We start from the raw sequence: 18,109 nt of genomic DNA, 5'->3' as shown, positions 1-18,109 counted from the left end.
GCGGAAACGCACATCAACCGCCTGATTTTTCGGCTTCCAACTCAGCCTGGAGCGCTTTCTGCTCCTGGGCGACTTTTTTCAAAGTAGGCACCAGCTTCTCCATGTAGATACAGGCGTGTTGTTCAGTAATTTTATCCAAGGATTTTTCATCTTCTTCAAACTGGCGGCGATTCTGCTTGGAAAGATTTTTAAGAATCTTCTCGCGTAATCGATCGCCCTCCGCCAAACGCGCCAAAGTCACCAGCTGCTCGGCCGGCACTTGAGGCGCGAACTTCTGCAAAATACGATCATCCACTTCTGAAATCTTTGAAGCCAGCGTGCGGTACGCCTGCAACTTTCTATGCAGCTCTTCAGCCTGCTGTGCGCCCGACTGATTTAGACGTTGCTCAATCACATCATGCAATGCCTGAATGACTTGATCCGAGAGTGTCAAAGTGACCGGTCCCAGCTCAAGCAAGCATTCACCATCATGACCTCGTTTTGCCGACACATCCATTTTTACTTCCTCAAAACGGTTCCAGGTTTATTTTATATATAGCGGGTTTCAGAGGTAATAAACTCAATTTTGCCTTCCGCCTCAAGCTCAAACATTTTTTCAATTAAATGTTTAACCGCCTGCTTGGCGTCCGCCTCATCCGGCATCGCGGCAGAATCCAGATCCTCCTTGAGCTGCTTCGCCAATATCCCCCCGGTATTGCTCAACACTCGTTCGGTAAATTCTTTGTCATTGGCTAACAGCAACAGATCCAACAAGGCGCGATCATCCACTTCACTCAGTACGATCTGTAAAGCGCGATCACTGAGTTCATTTAACCTCAGTCCCAATTTGACGTAACTTTGCAAAGTGGAATGGGTCTGTCCATGCTCCAGCGCCAACAGGTGATCGAGCGTAATCTGCAACAGTGCCAACGAAAAACGATCCAGCTTCATGGAAGCACAACCAATATGCACCTGCCACTCATTTTCATGCAGCTTTTTTATTCCGACCTTCATATCCCTTACTCCTAAGAGCCACTGACTGTAAATTAAACAGATTCGTTAACCGCTCTATTGAGGCAATATAAGCAATATATTCGCCAATTACCAGCTTATCATCATGACACTGTCACATTCTGTGACTGGTCGTTTGTTTGCCTTTATTGCATAATAGTTCCACATTAAACGAATACTCAAAAGCATGAAAGCCAAACATACCCTTCCGGAACCTTCGGCAGACGCCAAACACCACAGCCTGCAACTCAGTGAAAAAATTCAACGCAGTTTGCGTCGCCACCCGCATATGACCTTTGCACAGTATATGCAGATGGCGTTGTACACTCCGGGCTTAGGGTACTACGCCAGCGGACTGCCGAAAATCGGTGAACGCGGCGACTTCATTACCGCCCCGGAAGTGTCGCCGATCTTCTCCCGCTGCCTCGCCAACCAGGCGATTCAGGTCTTGCAAACCTTGCCAACGCCGAACATCATAGAATTTGGGGCCGGACAGGGCACCATGGCGAAAGACATCTTGCTGGAGCTGCAACTTCAGCAACAGCCTTTAGAGCACTATTTTATTATTGAACTGAGTGCCGACCTGCGCGAACGCCAACAGGCGGCACTTAAAGATGCATTGCCAATCGAGTGGTTTAATAAAGTCGTCTGGCTCGACGCCCTGCCGGCGCAGCCGATTTCCGCCGTCGTACTTGCCAACGAGGTGTTGGATGCGATGCCGTTTGAACGCCTTCGTATCGAACCGCACCAAGCGCTACGCGGTTACGTCCGCTTCAACGAAGAAACCCGGCAATTTGAGTGGGACTATCAGAAAATCACCGACAAGCCGTTACAGCAGTTCGCCAACCAGCTAATTGAACATTTGGGTGAGGTCTCCGAACTGGGCTACGAAACCGAAATCAACCTCAATATTCGGCCTTGGCTACAAGCGGTCAGCGACAGCCTGAGTGAAGGCGTGATTCTTCTGATCGATTACGGCTACACGCGCGAAGAGTATTATCAACCCGCGCGCGTCATGGGCACCCTGCGCTGCCACTACCAGCACCGAGCACACAGCAACCCGTTCTTTTATCCGGGACTGCAGGACATTACCGCTCACGTTGACTTTACCGCGGTGGCCGAAGCCGCTTATGACAGCGGCTTGAAAGTGGCCGGTTACACCACCCAGGCGCATTTTCTGATGGCGACAGGCCTGTTGGAAATGTCGTCCGATCCGAACGCGCCGATTACCGAGCAGCTTAAAATCGCCCAACAAATTAAAACCCTGACGCTGCCGAATGAGATGGGCGAAACTTTCAAGGTCATAGCGTTAAGCAAACAGCTCGACCTGAAACTGATGGGCTTTAAAATGCGCGATCTGCGCCACCAGCTCTAATATTGACACACTAGAATCAAGAAGGCGCCATGCAACCGACTTTAGACTGGATTCAAATCACTTTTTTAGCCCTGATCCAGGGGTTGACCGAATTCCTGCCGATTTCCAGCTCCGGCCACCTGATCCTGATGCCGCACCTGTTCGGCTGGCCGGATCAGGGACTGGCATTTGACGTGGCGGTACACATCGGCACCCTGTCGGCGGTGCTTTTCTACTTCCGCCATGATATTTGGCTCATGACCCGCGACTGGAGCACCTCCCTCATCACCCGCCAACCGACCTCCAACAGCCGCTTGGCCTGGTGGGTGATTTTCGCCACTCTGCCCGCCATCGGCTTTGGCCTGCTTATCAATAACGGCCTGGAAGAACAGTTGCGCGACCCGTTGATTATTGCCGCGACGACCATCGGTTTCGGGGTGCTGCTGTGGTGGTCCGACGTAAAGGGAAAGCGCATCCGCGACGAATACAGTCTGAGTTTCAAGGACATCGCCATTATCGGTGGCGCACAGGCGCTGGCGCTCATTCCCGGCACCTCGCGCTCCGGCATCACCATTACCGCCGCGCTGATGCTCGGCCTGACCCGTGAGGCGGCGGCACGCTTCTCGTTCCTGCTCTCCATTCCGGTGATTTTGGGAGCGGGCCTGCTCAAAACCAGAGACCTGATGGAAAGCACTGATCCAGTGCAGTGGCAAGCCCTGATTGGCGGTACCTTACTTTCCGCCGTCAGCGCCTACATCGTCATCGCGCTGTTTTTAAAGTGGATTAACCGCATCGGCATGGCACCGTTTGCCTGGTACCGTTTCGCCTTAGGCGGCCTGCTGATTTACCTTTTCTGGTAACGGAATATGAAAACCGAACAGGCCGGTTGAGTCGGATACCCCACGAATCCATACAGCACCCCCTTTCCATTGCCGCCAACATACCCATTGGCGACTGAATGGTGTCGCCCCCTCAGCCACGGCATAAACGACTGTATTCACCCATCCCTCACCCATCCCCAAAACGGAAAAAAACCGACTATTCCTTAAAAAACAACCAATAAGCTAAAAATCGTCTATGATACGTCTTGATAATTAGACAAGATCTCTATATATTACGCCACCTTTCTTATAAGCAAATTTTATAGCTTATAACAAAATTACTTCTATTTCGGTTTTTAGGCTTTACAAACCCCGTTTGCGCTATTTTTTAAATCTTAAGAGAGAACAATTATGACCGTGAAACTCAGGTTAATGCTCGCATTTGCCGCCATCATTCTGATGGCGGCGATTATTGGCGGCACCGCGTTAATGCAAATTTCCAAACTCGATCAATCGTTAACCCTGGTGGCGGAAGACCGTGCCCCCAAACTTGCTGAAGCCCTGAGACTGGATCAATACCGTGTCGCCTCAGAGCGTGATGTCGCGCAGATGCTCCTGGCGACGGATGCGGCGCAAAAGCAAACGGCCGACAACCGAATTAAAAAACGTCGTGAAGCCATCGCTAAAAGCTACGACTACCTGGAAAGCACGATCGGCTCACAGAAAGGCAAGGAGCTGCTGAAAAACGTCATCGACGCACGCGCCAAGCAGAGCGCGAACAACAAAAAACTTCAAGCGTTGATTCTGGCCAACCAAACGCAAGAAGCCATCGCCTTGTATCTTTCCCCTGAAACGCGTCAATTCAGCCGCGATTACCGCGACTCATTGGCTAAGCTGGTTGAGTACCAGCAACACTTGAGCCAAACCGCCTCCGATGACGGCTCCAAGGCCGCCAGCAATGCGGTGACGAGCACCATTGTCATCTTGGTCATTGCTCTGATCATCGGTATCGGTTTCTTCCTGTGGATTATGCGCGCCGTCGTACGCCCTGTGGTGGCAATGCAAAACGCGATGCAAGAAGTGGTACGCACCGGACAGTTTGACAAGCAGGTAGAGGTTCAAAGCCGAGATGAAATCGGGCTTTCCGCCGAAGCGCTTAACGAACTGCTTAAAAGCATTCAAAATGCCATTGGTGACGCCAATGCCACCATCGGTGCTCTCGCGCAAGGTGACTTCTCACAGCGCATCGAACGCGACTATGTCGGTGACTTGAACACCTTAAAATCCGGCATTAATAACAGTGCCGACAACATCACCGAGGTGATGGGGCAACTAAAACAAGTCATGGAATACCTGCGTGACGGGCAGTTTGATGTCAACTTGACCACCAACGCGCAAGGTGAGTACAAGGCGATGATTGAAACCGCATCAAACTCGATGGAAACCATGAATCGAGTGATCAGTGAAATCAATCAGGTAATGCAACAAGTCTCTGAAGGGGCCTTTGACGAACGCGTTACCGTTGCCGCATCCGGTGAGATGGATCAACTGAAAAACGCCATCAACAATACCGTTGAAGTGCTTGAAAAGGTCATTGGTGACATCACCAGCGTCATGGATGCGCAAAGTCAGGGCGATCTGACGCTTTCGGTGACCACCGAGTGCTCGGGTCAATTGGATCAGTTGAAAACGGCCATCAATGGCAACGCTGACAATCTAGCGAATATTATCGCCTCCGCATTGAATAGCGCCAATGTCGTTAACGGCGCGGCGGAAGAAGTCTCTCGCGGCTCTCTCGACCTGAGTCAGCGCGTTCAGGAACAGGCCGCTGCGCTTGAAGAGACCTCTGCCACCATGGATGAAATGAACTCCGCGGTACAGAACAACACGCAAAATGCAGTGGAAGCGACACGTGTTTCGACCGAAGTACAAGGTAAAGCCAATAACGGTACCCAGGTCATGCAGCAAACCATTTCAGCCATGAATGAAATTCAGGAATCGAGCCACAAAATCGCTGAAATCGTTACCTTGATTGACGGCATCGCTTTCCAGACCAACCTTTTGGCTCTGAACGCAGCGGTCGAAGCGGCTCGCGCCGGTGATCACGGCCGTGGTTTTGCGGTCGTCGCCGGTGAAGTGCGCGCACTGGCACAGAAGTCGGCAGAAGCCGCCAAGGACATTAAACAGTTGATTGACGAAAGCGTTACCCGCATCGATCAAGGGACTAAACTGGCCTCTGAATCGGGCGAAGTGCTTAAAGAGATTAACGAAGCGGTTGAAAACGTTTCGCAGATGATCGAGCACATTGCACAGGCCTCTCGCGAACAGGCTGAAGGGGTTGAACAGGTGCATAAAGCCATTGCTGACATTGACCAGGTCACCCAGCAAAACGCCGCTCTGGTAGAACAGACTTCGGCGGCAGCAGAAAGCATGTCTGAACAGGCAACAGAACTGAGCCACAATATGGCGTTCTTTAAAACCGGTAACCAAGGACATAGTAAGGCCCTGCCTAGCCCTTCAAAAAAACCGGAGCCCGCTCAGAAAGCGATACCTTCAAAACCGGCCGTGCAATCAGCCTCCAAGCCGGTTGCCCCCTCTCCGGTGAGCGAAAATGAAGATGAATCCAGCGAATGGAGTACTTTCTAATTTGAACTCAACAGGCCTGTGTTCTAACACGATCTAAACCGGCCTGCTCAAATCACATGCGAAGACCAATGACCCGGAATAAAACGCCAGTCATTGGTCTTTTTTCTCCTCCCTTCCAGTCAACGTCACAGCTGACAAACGCCATCTTAACCTCAGCCGATTTCTTTAACGCTAAATCCTGTACGATGTCAGACTTAGACAAGGTGAAATTCATTTCATGCTTGCACTATAATTCTGCATAAAGACAAGGAATCTGCCTATGATGCGCTTTCACACCGCCGAACAAAGTCGGGCAATCGACCGTTTTGCCATCGAGTCCGCCGGCATTCCCGGCCTGCTGCTGATGAAACGCGCCGGCCTCTACGCCTTTGAAACCCTGCGCCATCATTACCCTAAAGCGCAGCGTCTGCTGATTGTGTGCGGCGGCGGCAATAACGGTGGCGACGGTTTTGTGGTCGCCCAACTGGCGGCCATGGCCGGATTCCAGGTGGACCTGACCCTGCTAGGTTCAACGGACAGTCTTCATAACGAGGCGCGCCAGGCGTTTGACGAACTTAAGCCTCTAAAGATTGCTCCTGTCGATTTCACGCCCGAACGCTTGGAACAGTGCGATCTGGTCATCGACGCCCTGTTCGGCACCGGCCTGGATCGTCCGGTGAGCGGCATCGCGGCAGACTGGATTCAGCAGATTAATCTAAGCAACAAACCCGTGCTGGCAATCGACATCCCCAGCGGCCTGCATGCCGACAGCGGACAAGTGATGGGACAGGCCATTCGTGCTGATAGAACCTGTACTTTTATCACGCGTAAACTCGGACTCTACCAGTTTCAAGGCCCGGACCATTGCGGCCAGATCCACTACAGCCCACTGTTTCTTGCTCAGGAAATTCTGCAATCCCAAACCAGTATAGCCACCAACCATTCCCTAAAACACTGGCTGAACCTGTTACCACTGCGGCCGCAAACCAGCCATAAAGGCCGATGCGGCAGCGTTGCCTTGGTCGGCGGAGATCGCTCGATGATGGGCGCCATCCAAATGGCTGGATTGGCGAGCCTTAAAGTCGGAGTCGGCCTGGTCAAAGTCATTACCCATGCGGAACACGGCATTGCGCTCACCCAAACCTTGCCGGAACTGATGTGCTATACACCGGAAGAACTGAAACCGATTCTGGTGAACACCCAGGCGGTTGGCTTAGGTCCCGGATTAGGCTTGAATGAATGGGGAAAAACCCTGTTTGACCAGGCCTGTTCGGTTTGCATGGCGCAGCAAACGCCGCTGGTGATGGATGCGGATGCCTTGAAACTGCTGGCGAAAACGCCGCAAAAATATGACCGTTGGATACTCACCCCGCATCCGGGAGAAGCGGCTGCCCTGCTTGATTGCACCACGGCAGACATTCAACAGGATCGCGTCGCGGCCGTAAAAGCATTGCACGCACGTTATGGCGGCGTGATTGTCTTAAAGGGCAACGGCACACTGATTTATGACGGTGAGAAAATGGAACTGTGTACCGCAGGCAACCCCGGCATGGCGGTCGGCGGCATGGGGGATGTATTGACCGGGACCATCAGCGGACTGCTGGCTCAGGGCATGGCGCTTTTTAATGCGGCTTGTTTAGGTGTTTCGCTGCATGCGCATGCGGGAGATTTGCTCGCCCGCCAGCATGGTCAACCCGGCTTGCTGCCCACCGAACTGGCGGCAACCTTAAGCCAACTCCTAACCTATGCAGAGCCGCAGGTTAAAGGCTGAACAATTCTGCTGACCGGCTGTTTATTTCGGCAAAAACGCCTCAAGCTGCTTGATTTGGGAAAACAGCTCGTCTTCGGTTTCGGCGATCAGGTTGATATGCCCCAGCTTACGTCCAGCGCGCTCCGCCTTGTCGTAAAGGTGCAAGAAGGCGTTGGGCATACTCAATACCTGCTCCACCGGCCCGGTTTCACCAATGATGTTGATCATCGCCGCCAACGGCTGGCGCGGTGAGGTATCGCCTAACGGCAGTCCGCTGATGGCACGCACGTGGTTTTCAAACTGGCTGGTCAGCGCACCTTCAATGGTCCAGTGACCGGAGTTGTGCACGCGCGGTGCCATCTCGTTGGCGACCAACCCCTGTTCGGTTTCAAACAGCTCCAACGTCAAGACGCCGACATGATCCAGTTCGTCCAACAGCGCCAGCATGTACTGCTCGGCCTGCTGCTGGATGTCATCGGTAATATCGCGCGCCGGCGCAATCGTGTAACGCAGAATGCCTTCATGATGCACATTCTGCACCAGCGGATAATAGACGTGTTGGTTATTGGCGTTGCGCACCGCCACAATGGAAAGCTCGCGTTTGAAATCAACGAAGCCTTCCAGAATCAACTCGCGATTACCGATTTCCGACCAGGCCTGTTCAATTTGCGATGCTTCTTTAATCACAAACTGGCCCTTGCCGTCATAACCCTCGGTGGTGGTTTTCAATACCGCCGGCAGGCCGATTTCAGCCACTGCGACACGCAGACTGTCTAGTGAATCGACGATCTGGTACGGTGCACACGGAATATTCAACTGGTCGAACAGGCCTTTTTCGCGCCCACGGTGCTGGGAGACATAAAGCGACTTCTCGCCCGGATAGACCGGCGTGGTTTGCGCAATTTGACGAACCTGTTCAACGTCGGTATTTTCACTTTCATAAGTGATCACATCAGCGAATTCGACTAACTTGCCAAGGCTGTCGACATCATCGGACTGTTTATACATATGGCCCAGCATCGCCGAAGGTTCGTCATCGCTGCTGCCATAAAATCCAAACTTCTGTCCTAGTGGATAGCCGGCAATCGCCAACATGCGGCCTAGCTGACCGGCTCCCAATACTCCAATTCGCTTTGTAAACGGGGTCATTTATTAGCTCTCCAAACAAAAAAACCGTAGCGGCGTTAGTTTAGCAAAAACGCATGGCTACGGTCTGTTTCATTTCGTGTTCAGGCCAATGGGAACATCAGCCAAAGATCGATTATTCTTCGCGCGGATCCGGGTTTTCCAGCACCGTCTGAGTTTGCTGTTTGCGGAAGCGGTGTACAGCCTGACGGATTGCGGCATTTTGGTTGCCGACGATTTGCGCAGCCAGAATACCGGCATTTTTGGCACCGGCATCACCGATCGCCAAAGTGCCCACCGGCACGCCGCCCGGCATCTGCACGATCGACAGCAGCGAGTCCTGACCATTTAAAGCGCGCGACTTAACCGGCACGCCCAACACCGGCACCACGGTTTTCGCCGCCACCATGCCCGGAAGATGGGCCGCACCGCCCGCGCCGGCAATAATCACTTGCAAACCGCGCGCTTCCGCCTGCTCAGCATACTCAAACATCAGATCCGGAGTGCGATGTGCGGAGACCACCTTGACTTCGTAAGGCACCTTGAATTGCTCCAACATATCGACCGCATGCTGCATGGTCGGCCAGTCGGATTTTGACCCCATAATGACGCCTACCAAAGGCTGAACCGGCTGAACTGTCTGTGTCATAATTAAACCTGGTTTTACAGAAAAGCGGCAAATTATACTGCATTTTCAATATTATTCAACAACTTAAATCTACATGCACAAAGCACGAGGGCTGGTTCGGAACATTCCTAGCCATATAATGGGATTTTAACGCGCCTTTGTGATTTTTACGCAATGCATAGGTAGTTATTTAAAGCGGTTCTGCTAGAATAAATCCCATACTTAATTCAGGCTTAACAACGTTGTAGCTTATTAAACCCGCGGCACAGGCTAATCGACAATGATGCACACTCTATCTTACAAATTGATTTTAGTCCTGTTTCTGACGCCTTTGACGTTGCTCAGCGGTTGTTCCGAAGAGGCCTCCTCATCAACCGAACCGGTTTTCATCAGCAAAACCATCTCGACACCAGAATACGCCTTTGCCGTTCACCCGCTGCACAACCCAACTCGCCTGTTTGAAGTGTTTAATCCTTTAGTTGAGTATCTCAACCAACACATTCCCGAGGCACATTTCAGAGTAGAAGCTTCACGCGATTACGCAACGTTTAACCAAAAATTGAAAAACAGGTCCGTCGCCTTTGCGCTGCCCAACCCTTACCAAACCTTAATGGCGATTGATCATCATTACCATGTGATCGCCAAAATGGGAGATGATGAAAATTTCAAAGGGATCATCTTAGTCAGAAAGGACAGTGGCATCCACACGCCTGCCGACCTGAAAGGTAAAGCCGTCAGCTATCCGGCGCCGACGGCACTGGCCGCGACCATGCTGCCGCAGGACTACTTGCAAAGACACGGCATCGACATTAACCGCGACATCCAAAACCGGTATGTCGGTTCCCAAGAGTCGTCGATTATGAACGTATTTATTGGCGCGACCGCCGCAGGCGCCACTTGGCCGCCACCATGGAGAGCATTGAGCAACGAGCGTCCGGAGCTCAAAGAGCAGCTGAAAGTCATCTGGCAAACAGAGAGCCTGCCCAACAACAGCGTGGTGGTTCGCGACGACATTCCCGCTTCCGTTGCAGACAAGGTCTCCACACTATTAACCCAGCTGCATACGACCCCGGAAGGTCAAACCATTTTGAAAGGCATGTATCTATCACGCTACGAACCGGCCGACAACTCAACGTATCAACCAGTCAAAGAATTTGTCACCCAGTTTTCCGAACGTGTGCGCCCTCTGAATTAAAAGATAAAAAGATCCATTTATGAAAAATAAGAACAATAAACGTAGTGAAACGCCACAAGTGGAGCTGGCATGTTAAAACATTTTTACGCCCACTCAATCAAATACAAACTGATTTATGCCATTGCCGCCGTGCATGCCGTACTGATGACGATCTTTATCGTCGATCTCGTGAGCCGCCAGCAAGCCTTCTTAATCAAAGAATCGCACGACAGCGCAATCGGCATCTCAAAAACCCTGGCGACCAACAGCATTCCCTGGGTGTTATCCAACGACTTAGCCGGCTTGGACGAAATCATTCGCGCCCAATCCCAGCAATCCAACTTCAGGTTTGGCATGGTGGTCACCCCGCAGGGCAAAGTACTCGCCTATCACAACATTAAGACCCCTGAAGAGCGTCGGGGCGGCGAGTATATTCCGACCGACCTTTTACCAGCCACCCCATCAGCAAACGAAGTGGTGACCTTCTTCGACAACGACCAAGCGATTGATGTCGCCACCCCGATTTTGGTTAACAACACCTTGATCGGCTGGGCACGCGTACAGATGAGCCGCCAACAGATCTATGACAGCATCCAAATTCTCACCAAGGAAGGGCTACTCTACACCTTGCTCGCTATTATTGTCGGCACCCTGTTTGCCTGGATTATGGGGCGCAACCTCACCAACGGCATCTACCAACTGATTCACACCTCACAAAGAGTACGTGCCGGGGAACGCAACCTCACCGTTACCCTCAATCGGCATGATGAACTGCAGAGTCTCTCCGAGAATTTTCAGTCGATGCTTGCCACCCTGCAAGAAAAAGAACAGGCCCTTTTTGCCGAAAAAGAACGTGCGGAAATCACCCTGAAATCGATCGGCGACGGCGTCATCACCACCGACCGCGAGGGCCGCATCACCTATCTCAACCCGGTGGCCGAACACTTAACCGGCTGGAGCAACCATGCGGCGCAAAAACAACCGATTGAAGACGTTTTCAAAATCTACAATGAACTCACCATGGAACCGGCAGCCAACCCGGCGCTGCAAAGCATGGAGTTTCAAAAAATCATCGCACTGGCCAATCACACGGTTTTGATCAACCGCGCCGGCGAAAAAATCTCCATCGAGGATTCCGGCGCCCCGATCATTGATAAGGACGGCCAGACCATCGGTGCGGTACTGGTCTTCCACGATGCCACCGAAGCCCGCCAACTGCGCGATCGCCTGACCTGGCAAGCGCTGCATGACAGCTTAACCAACCTGTACAATCGCCAAGCCTTTGAAACCCGGATCGAAGACCTGATCCAAAACACGCTGGAAAATCCAGGCAAACAGCATGTGCTCATCTACCTCGACCTGGATCAGTTCAAAATCGTCAACGATACCGTCGGACACTCCGCGGGAGACGAGCTGCTCAAACAAGTGGCCACACTGTTTTCCGAGCAAGTCCGCGACAGCGACCTGCTGGCACGCTTAGGTGGCGACGAATTCGCCATACTGCTGGCCAACTGCAACACGGAAAACGCCCTGCGCGTCGCCACTCAAATTCTCAAGCAGCTGGAAGAGTACCGGTTTACCTGGGAAAACCGGGCTTTTGATATTGGTGCCAGTGTCGGCATTGCTTCCATCCGCAACGGTGTGAATAAAGCCACGGTGATGAGTCAGGCGGATATGGCTTGCTACCTTGCCAAGGATCAAGGGCGCAACCGCATCCATGTTTTCAGCGAAGACGATCAGAGCTCGACTCAAGAGATCAGCCAGCTCGACTGGGTCAGCCGAATCAAACAGGCGATTGAAGAGGAACGCTTCATTCTGTATGCGCAGGAAATTGTGCCGCTGCAAAAGACAACAGATAAAAGGTGTTATGAAATTTTGGTTCGCCTGCGTTCTGAGGACGGCAAACTGATCACCCCCAACCAATTCCTGCCTGCAGCCGAACGTTTCAATTTAATGGGGATGCTGGACGCCTACATCATTGAGCACGCCATTCAATGGCTTAGCGAACACCGCCATGCCATTGAACGTCTTAACCTCAATATTTCAGGACAGTCACTGGACAGTGAGAAATTTAACGACCGACTGTTAGAGCTTTTAAAGGCCTATTCCCCCATCAATCACCAACTCTGTTTTGAAATTACGGAAACGGCCGCCATCACCCATATGTCAGCCAGTATCAGCTTTTTAAACAGCGTTAAGAATTCTGGCTGTCAACTGGCACTGGACGACTTTGGCTCCGGCTTCTCCTCTTTTAACTGGCTGAAGAATCTGCCGGTTGACTTTGTCAAAATAGACGGCGCCTTTATCTTGGATGTGTTGAGCGATCCAATAGACGCCGCCATGGTACGTGCGATCCATCAGATCAGTCAGGAGATGAACATTCAGTCCATTGCTGAATTTGTGGAAACGGAAAATGTCAGTCAATGGCTCAAACAAGTCGGTATCGATTACGCTCAGGGATACCACTACGACCAGCCTAAGCCGATCGACGCCATTTTCCCGACCTAAAATAAACATCGCAGGCTGTGACCAGGCCTGGCCACTTTTGAAGGTTACGCGCTTATCGTATCGGAATGAATGACGGCAAACGTATTTCCGCCCTGGGATTTAGCCAGCTTTTTCGCCTTAGTCGCATAAGAGGTGAGCATCTGCTGGTGACTGAAGGCTCCAGGGGCGACGATAAGCACCCCCAAAGAAAGGCTCATGATCGGAAAAAAACTCTCTTGGTCATCCCGATCTTTTGACACGATTCCCCCTCTCTGACGATCTCGCTCATCGTAAAACGGCAATACACCATCGCGAAACTCTTGCAGCACGGCCTCGCATAGCTGCTGATATTTTTTGACTCGCGACGAGATGATCATAAAGTCATCCCCCCCGATGTGACCGACAAAGTCTTTGCCGTTTTTAACATGCTTTTGCAGAATTTCGGAAAGCAGTCGAATCACATCATCCCCTTTTTCAAAGCTGTAATGATCGTTAAATGGCTTAAAATGATCCAAATCTGCATAGATCACCATAAATTCCGCATCAGACTGCATAAAGGCTTTCAAGCTGTTCTGAATCGGCACATTCCCCGGCAAGCCGGAAAGCGGGTTAGCGTACTGGGCACTCTGTACCTTGAGATCCGTCATGACACGCAGCAGATCCACAAAACGCCCACAACCACGATAGTGAGCGTTCTCGGTAATAATAAAGACATCCCCGCGATGACCACCTTCGTAGTCGGTGACAATCCGGCTCAGCTCAACCAGCGGGGTATAGACATCAATCACAATCGGGGCCGTATCCATCACCTTATTGACCGGTTTTCGCTGATGAAGGTCCCGACCATAGCGGTGCGCCAACAAATCCATCAACTCACGGCGCCAGATCATTCCGACCACCTCATTATCTTCGTTGACCACGGGAAGGTAATCCATGCACGACTCTTTTAAAAACAGTTCGGTCACATCGCTTACAGCGACATCCGGAAGCACGCAAGGAGATTCTTTCAACAAACAAGCTGCCGTCTCCTCTCGGCTCAAGGCCTCAAAGCGGCTCTTACTCCATTTATACTCCAAATTGATATCAGGAACCGACTGCGGCCGCTTAAACAAATAGCCCTGAACATAATCCACACCGAATTTTTCCAGAACCTTCAGGGTGGCTTCATCCTCGACCCCCTCGGCGATGATTTTGGTCTTCAGGCCTTTGGCCAACGCACAGATCGTTTCGATAAAACGTTGCTTGTCGCGATCGCTCGCCAGGTTAGAAATAAAATGCTTATCGATTTTGACGAAATCCGGCTTCACCTCCGACCAGATGCGCAGGCCGTTATACCCTCCTCCCAAATCGTCTATGGCTACCTTAAACCCCATCTCGCGATAGTAGCTGATTGATTTAACAAACAATTCAAAATCTTCAACCGGCTGCAATTCCGTAATTTCTATCACCACCTGAGAGACATCAATGCCCAGGCTTTTCAAACACTCTAATGTCATACTGCGGCGATGCGAGCTCTGCATCAAAGCGTTCACCGTGACATTGACAAACAGCAGTTCTTTGTTGCCAAAATCGTGATATTTTTCTATGGCTATCTGTCGCGCCAGCCAGTCCATTTCAAACAGACAATCGTGTTCTTCGGCCACATGAAAAAGATGCAACGGTCGATACAAGGGAGAGTTTTCCGGACCACGCGTTAAGGCTTCAAATCCAAATACCTTCTGCTTATTCAAGTCAATAATGGGCTGATAGACGGTCGTCAGATTTTTCAACGAAAAAATCGACAGCAGCTCTCGTCCCAGCGCCGAACCCGATAATTGAAATTTAAGCTGTTCATGAACCGAAGAAGTATCAAATTGAATGCAATCAACCATTGGATAGCCTGTACTCTGCTAGTAGAAGACGGCGTAGCTTACCTCAGTCGAATGTCACCCATCTTACACACAGATGACTTTTTTATGACACTCCGCAACAGAGTCCCCGGATACAATCGTGTCTCCCCGTATGGTGGAAAAATACGCCCTGAATCTGTCCCCACAAAACTCTTTGACTACCAAATAAAAAATTGAGATAATAAAAAGTTAGTTAGCGCCGATTTGATTTTCAGCTTGCGGGCGCCTTAATAAGTACGGCTAAAGCGAGGAAATCCACCCTTCCCGCCGATTTTTCCGTACCTCGTTCTATTTAATTTGTCTTGCACGACATAACTTTTTCGAGGAACAAACATGACAAAAACCACTGTATTCACATCTGAATCCGTTTCTGAAGGCCATCCGGATAAAATTGCCGACCAAATTTCCGACGCCATGCTTGATGCCATTTTGGAACAGGATCCAAGAGCCCGCGTTGCCTGCGAAACCTTTGTAAAAACCGGTATGGTCCTTATCGGCGGCGAAATCACCACCAGCGCTTGGGTAGACCAGGAAGAGCTGGTGCGCCGTGTGGTCAAAGAAATCGGCTACGACCGTCACGACCTTGGTTTTGACGGCGAAACCTGCGCCGTACTCTCTTCCATTGGTAAACAGTCCCCTGAAATCGCCATGGGGGTTGACGAAACCAAGGAACACGAACAAGGCGCCGGTGACCAAGGCTTGATGTTCGGTTACGCCACCAACGAAACCGATGTGCTGATGCCAGCCCCTATCTATTACGCGCACCGTTTGATGGAGCGTCAGGCTTATGTGCGCAAATCGGGTCAACTGGGCTGGTTGCGTCCTGACGCCAAGAGCCAGATCACCCTGCGTTACGAAGACGGTAAGCCCGTCGCCATTGATGCCGTAGTTCTGTCTACTCAGCACAACCCGGAAATTGCCCAAAAAGACCTGCAAGAAGCGGTCATGGAAGAGATCATCAAACCGGTTCTGCCTGCAGAATGGTTACACAAAGAGACCTTGTACCATATCAATCCAACCGGCCGTTTTGTCATCGGTGGTCCGGTCGGTGACGCCGGATTGACGGGACGTAAAATCATTGTCGATACCTATGGCGGTATGGCGCGTCACGGCGGCGGAGCTTTCTCCGGCAAAGACCCTTCGAAAGTAGACCGTTCAGCCGCCTATGCCGGCCGATATGTTGCCAAGAACATTGTCGCCGCGGGTCTCGCCGACAAATGCGAAATTCAGGTGTCCTATGCGATTGGCGTCGCGGAACCGACCTCGATCAGCATTGAAACCTTCGGAACCGAAAAAGTCGCGATTGACATGATTGAAAACCTGGTACGCGAACATTTTGATCTGCGCCCAAAAGGCTTAATCAGCATGTTAGACTTGTACCGCCCGATTTACCAGAAAACCGCCGCTTACGGACATTTTGGCCGTGAGCTGGATGAGTTTACCTGGGAAAAAACCGATAAAGCCGAGGTTCTAAGAACGGAAGCCGGGCTTTAATCAAAAAAACGGCAAGGCCAACGCAACAGGCCGGCCGTTTTCACCTACAGAATACGTTCAACAAACAATTAGGTTCAAAGCATGCAGTCGCAACAGAAATACCCGCAAAAACTGAGTTTGGAATTCTTTCCGCCGAGAACCGAACAAGGTACAGAAAAGCTGAAAACCGTGATTGAAGGGCTTGGCGCGCTTCAACCGGAATACATGTCGGTCACCTATGGTGCCGGCGGTACCACTCAAGAAAAAACCGTGGAAACCGTCCGCTATATTCAGGAGCAGACCCCATTCGATGCCGCCCCTCACCTGACCTGCATCGGTGCTACCCAAGAAAGTGTGCGTGAGCTCCTTGAGGCTTATGAAAAGATGGGCGTCAAACGCATTGTGGCTCTGCGTGGTGACTTGCCTTCCGGAATGATGGATCCGGGCGAATTCAAATATGCGAGTGATTTGATCGCCTTTATTCGTGCCGAAAAAGGGGACACCTTTCACCTTGAAGTAGCCGCCTACCCGGAAACCCACCCTCAAGCGCGTAATTGCGACATCGGTATCAAGTGGTTCAAACATAAGGTGGAACAGGGTGCGGATTCGGCGATCACACAATATTTTTACAACGTAGACAGCTACCTCTACTTTATCGATAATTGTGAACGCAACGGCATCGACCTTCCGATTGTGCCGGGGGTCATGCCGATTACCAACTACGAGAACCTGATCCGTTTCTCCGAAGGGTGTGGAGCCGAAGTGCCGCGCTGGCTGAAATGCCGCCTGGAAAGTTTTGAAGACGATAAAGAGAGCCTGATGGCCTTTGGTCAGGACGTGGTCACCGAACTGTCGCAACGCCTACTGGACGCTGGTGCTCCGGGCATCCATTTCTACAGCATGAACCAGATTGAACCGACGCTCAGCATTGCACAGTCACTGACTTTGAAAGGCTAAGCTCCGAAGAGCTCGAACAAGGATTAGGCATGCGCATTCCCAGACTTTACCTGCCAGGTGATTACGCCCCCAAACACGTCATCAGCCTGAGCAAAGAGCAGGCTCACTATGCGCTTAACGTCTTGCGCCTCAAAAACCACCATCCGGTTGAAGCGTTTAATGGCCAAGGCATTGAAGCCCGTGCCACTTTGGTAGTAACCGGAAAACGCAGTGCCGACCTGTGCATCGAAACCCTATCCGAGCCCCGGGTTGAATCGCCGCTCAACACCGTATTGGTACAAAGTATCTCGCGCGGTGACCGCATGGATTACACTCTGCAGAAAGCGGTGGAACTGGGCGTCACCACCATTCAGCCCATCTTCAGTGAGCGTTGTGAAGTCAAACTCAGTGGCGATAAACTTGAAAAGCGTCGTGATCAGTGGCAAAACATTGTCATCAGCGCCTGCGAGCAGAGCGGCCGCTGCTTTGTGCCAGAAGTCCGTGCCATTCAAACCTGGCAGGCCTGGTTAGAAAGCTTAGACAACACCGAGGTATTTGGCCTTACTTTGGATCCTTACGCGTCTGAAACCTTGAACAGCATCCAGCAACCGGCGCTAACCACGCCGATTCACCTGTTGATTGGTCCTGAAGGCGGATTGACCGAAGAGGAAGTGTTGCAAGCCACTCAAAAAGGCTTAACCGCAATTCGTCTTGGGCCACGCGTCTTACGCACCGAAACCGCCGGACCGGCAGTGTTAGCCGGCCTGCAATTACGCTGGGGAGACTGGTAATCCCCTTGACTTAATGGCCACAGGAGATTAAGCGTGTTATCGAACATTCCATCTGCATATAAGGCC

The 18,109-nt window shown here is 51.5% G+C and carries 15 protein-coding genes; 9 read left to right on the top strand and 6 right to left on the bottom strand.

Annotated elements, in window-relative coordinates; translation table 11 throughout:
- Positions 1 to 13: 13 nt before the first annotated feature.
- A complete protein-coding gene (locus QCB44_RS00770) occupies positions 14 to 496 on the bottom strand; it encodes a FliG C-terminal domain-containing protein (RefSeq protein ID WP_279407340.1) in 483 nt (160 codons plus the stop codon).
- A gap of 32 nt (positions 497 to 528) precedes the next feature.
- Positions 529 to 993 (bottom strand): FliG C-terminal domain-containing protein, encoded by a 465-nt coding sequence (locus QCB44_RS00765; RefSeq protein WP_279407337.1) that lies wholly within the window; start codon positions 991 to 993, stop codon positions 529 to 531.
- Between the two features lie 184 nt (positions 994 to 1,177).
- On the opposite strand from QCB44_RS00765, the gene QCB44_RS00760 reads away from it, so the two are divergent.
- Together QCB44_RS00760 and QCB44_RS00755 are read left to right on the top strand one after the other, a co-directional pair.
- Positions 1,178 to 2,365, top strand: a complete 1,188-nt coding sequence (locus QCB44_RS00760) for an SAM-dependent methyltransferase (protein WP_279407335.1) — start codon at positions 1,178 to 1,180, stop codon at positions 2,363 to 2,365.
- A 29-nt stretch (positions 2,366 to 2,394) separates the two neighbouring features.
- The gene (locus QCB44_RS00755) at positions 2,395 to 3,204 is read left to right on the top strand and encodes an undecaprenyl-diphosphate phosphatase (RefSeq protein WP_279407333.1); all 810 of its coding nucleotides are present in this window, start codon (positions 2,395 to 2,397) and stop codon (positions 3,202 to 3,204) included.
- On the opposite strand, the gene QCB44_RS00750 is transcribed toward QCB44_RS00755, so the two are convergent.
- A complete protein-coding gene (locus QCB44_RS00750) occupies positions 3,172 to 3,345 on the bottom strand; it encodes a hypothetical protein (RefSeq protein WP_279407331.1) in 174 nt (57 codons plus the stop codon). The two genes, QCB44_RS00755 and QCB44_RS00750, sit on opposite strands and share 33 nt — an antisense overlap.
- Positions 3,346 to 3,576: 231 nt before the next feature.
- On the opposite strand from QCB44_RS00750, the gene QCB44_RS00745 reads away from it, so the two are divergent.
- Together QCB44_RS00745 and QCB44_RS00740 are read left to right on the top strand one after the other, a co-directional pair.
- Entirely contained in the window at positions 3,577 to 5,811 is a 2,235-nt protein-coding gene (locus QCB44_RS00745; protein ID WP_279407330.1) for a methyl-accepting chemotaxis protein, read from the top strand.
- Positions 5,812 to 6,070: 259 nt separating this feature from the next.
- A complete protein-coding gene (locus tag QCB44_RS00740; RefSeq protein WP_279407328.1) occupies positions 6,071 to 7,561 on the top strand; it encodes an NAD(P)H-hydrate dehydratase in 1,491 nt (496 codons plus the stop codon).
- A gap of 21 nt (positions 7,562 to 7,582) precedes the next feature.
- On the opposite strand, the gene QCB44_RS00735 is transcribed toward QCB44_RS00740, so the two are convergent.
- Both QCB44_RS00735 and purE read right to left on the bottom strand, forming a co-directional pair.
- On the bottom strand, positions 7,583 to 8,689 hold the full coding sequence (locus QCB44_RS00735) for a 5-(carboxyamino)imidazole ribonucleotide synthase (protein WP_279407326.1): 1,107 nt from the start codon (positions 8,687 to 8,689) through the stop codon (positions 7,583 to 7,585).
- A gap of 112 nt (positions 8,690 to 8,801) precedes the next feature.
- On the bottom strand, positions 8,802 to 9,314 hold the full coding sequence (purE, locus tag QCB44_RS00730; RefSeq protein WP_279407324.1) for a 5-(carboxyamino)imidazole ribonucleotide mutase: 513 nt from the start codon (positions 9,312 to 9,314) through the stop codon (positions 8,802 to 8,804).
- Between the two features lie 259 nt (positions 9,315 to 9,573).
- Here purE and QCB44_RS00725 point away from each other — a divergent pair, with 259 nt between their 5' ends.
- Both QCB44_RS00725 and QCB44_RS00720 read left to right on the top strand, forming a co-directional pair.
- The gene (locus tag QCB44_RS00725; RefSeq protein WP_279407322.1) at positions 9,574 to 10,488 is read left to right on the top strand and encodes a phosphate/phosphite/phosphonate ABC transporter substrate-binding protein; all 915 of its coding nucleotides are present in this window, start codon (positions 9,574 to 9,576) and stop codon (positions 10,486 to 10,488) included.
- A gap of 69 nt (positions 10,489 to 10,557) precedes the next feature.
- A complete protein-coding gene (locus tag QCB44_RS00720; RefSeq protein ID WP_279407320.1) occupies positions 10,558 to 12,975 on the top strand; it encodes an EAL domain-containing protein in 2,418 nt (805 codons plus the stop codon).
- 44 nt (positions 12,976 to 13,019) lie between these two features.
- Here the strand turns inward: QCB44_RS00720 and QCB44_RS00715 are convergent, their stop codons facing one another.
- Positions 13,020 to 14,825: a GGDEF domain-containing protein gene (locus QCB44_RS00715; protein ID WP_279407318.1), complete on the bottom strand. Its 1,806-nt coding sequence runs from the start codon at positions 14,823 to 14,825 to the stop codon at positions 13,020 to 13,022.
- Positions 14,826 to 15,176: 351 nt separating this feature from the next.
- Here QCB44_RS00715 and metK point away from each other — a divergent pair, with 351 nt between their 5' ends.
- The 3 genes from metK (at position 15,177) to QCB44_RS00700 (ending at position 18,043) form a co-directional block, all read left to right on the top strand.
- Positions 15,177 to 16,337, top strand: coding sequence for a methionine adenosyltransferase (gene metK / locus QCB44_RS00710; protein ID WP_279407316.1), 1,161 nt, complete (start codon positions 15,177 to 15,179; stop codon positions 16,335 to 16,337).
- Positions 16,338 to 16,418: 81 nt separating this feature from the next.
- On the top strand, positions 16,419 to 17,273 hold the full coding sequence (gene metF / locus QCB44_RS00705; RefSeq protein WP_279407314.1) for a methylenetetrahydrofolate reductase [NAD(P)H]: 855 nt from the start codon (positions 16,419 to 16,421) through the stop codon (positions 17,271 to 17,273).
- Between the two features lie 29 nt (positions 17,274 to 17,302).
- Positions 17,303 to 18,043: a 16S rRNA (uracil(1498)-N(3))-methyltransferase gene (locus QCB44_RS00700; RefSeq protein WP_279407312.1), complete on the top strand. Its 741-nt coding sequence runs from the start codon at positions 17,303 to 17,305 to the stop codon at positions 18,041 to 18,043.
- Positions 18,044 to 18,109: the final 66 nt, after the last annotated feature.

Origin of the sequence: Thiomicrorhabdus sp. zzn3 (assembly GCF_029767755.1) — a bacterium.
Classification (GTDB): Bacteria; Pseudomonadota; Gammaproteobacteria; order Thiomicrospirales; family Thiomicrospiraceae; genus Thiomicrorhabdus.
Note: the sequence above shows the minus strand (reverse complement) of the source record. Positions and strands in the feature narration are given on the sequence as shown.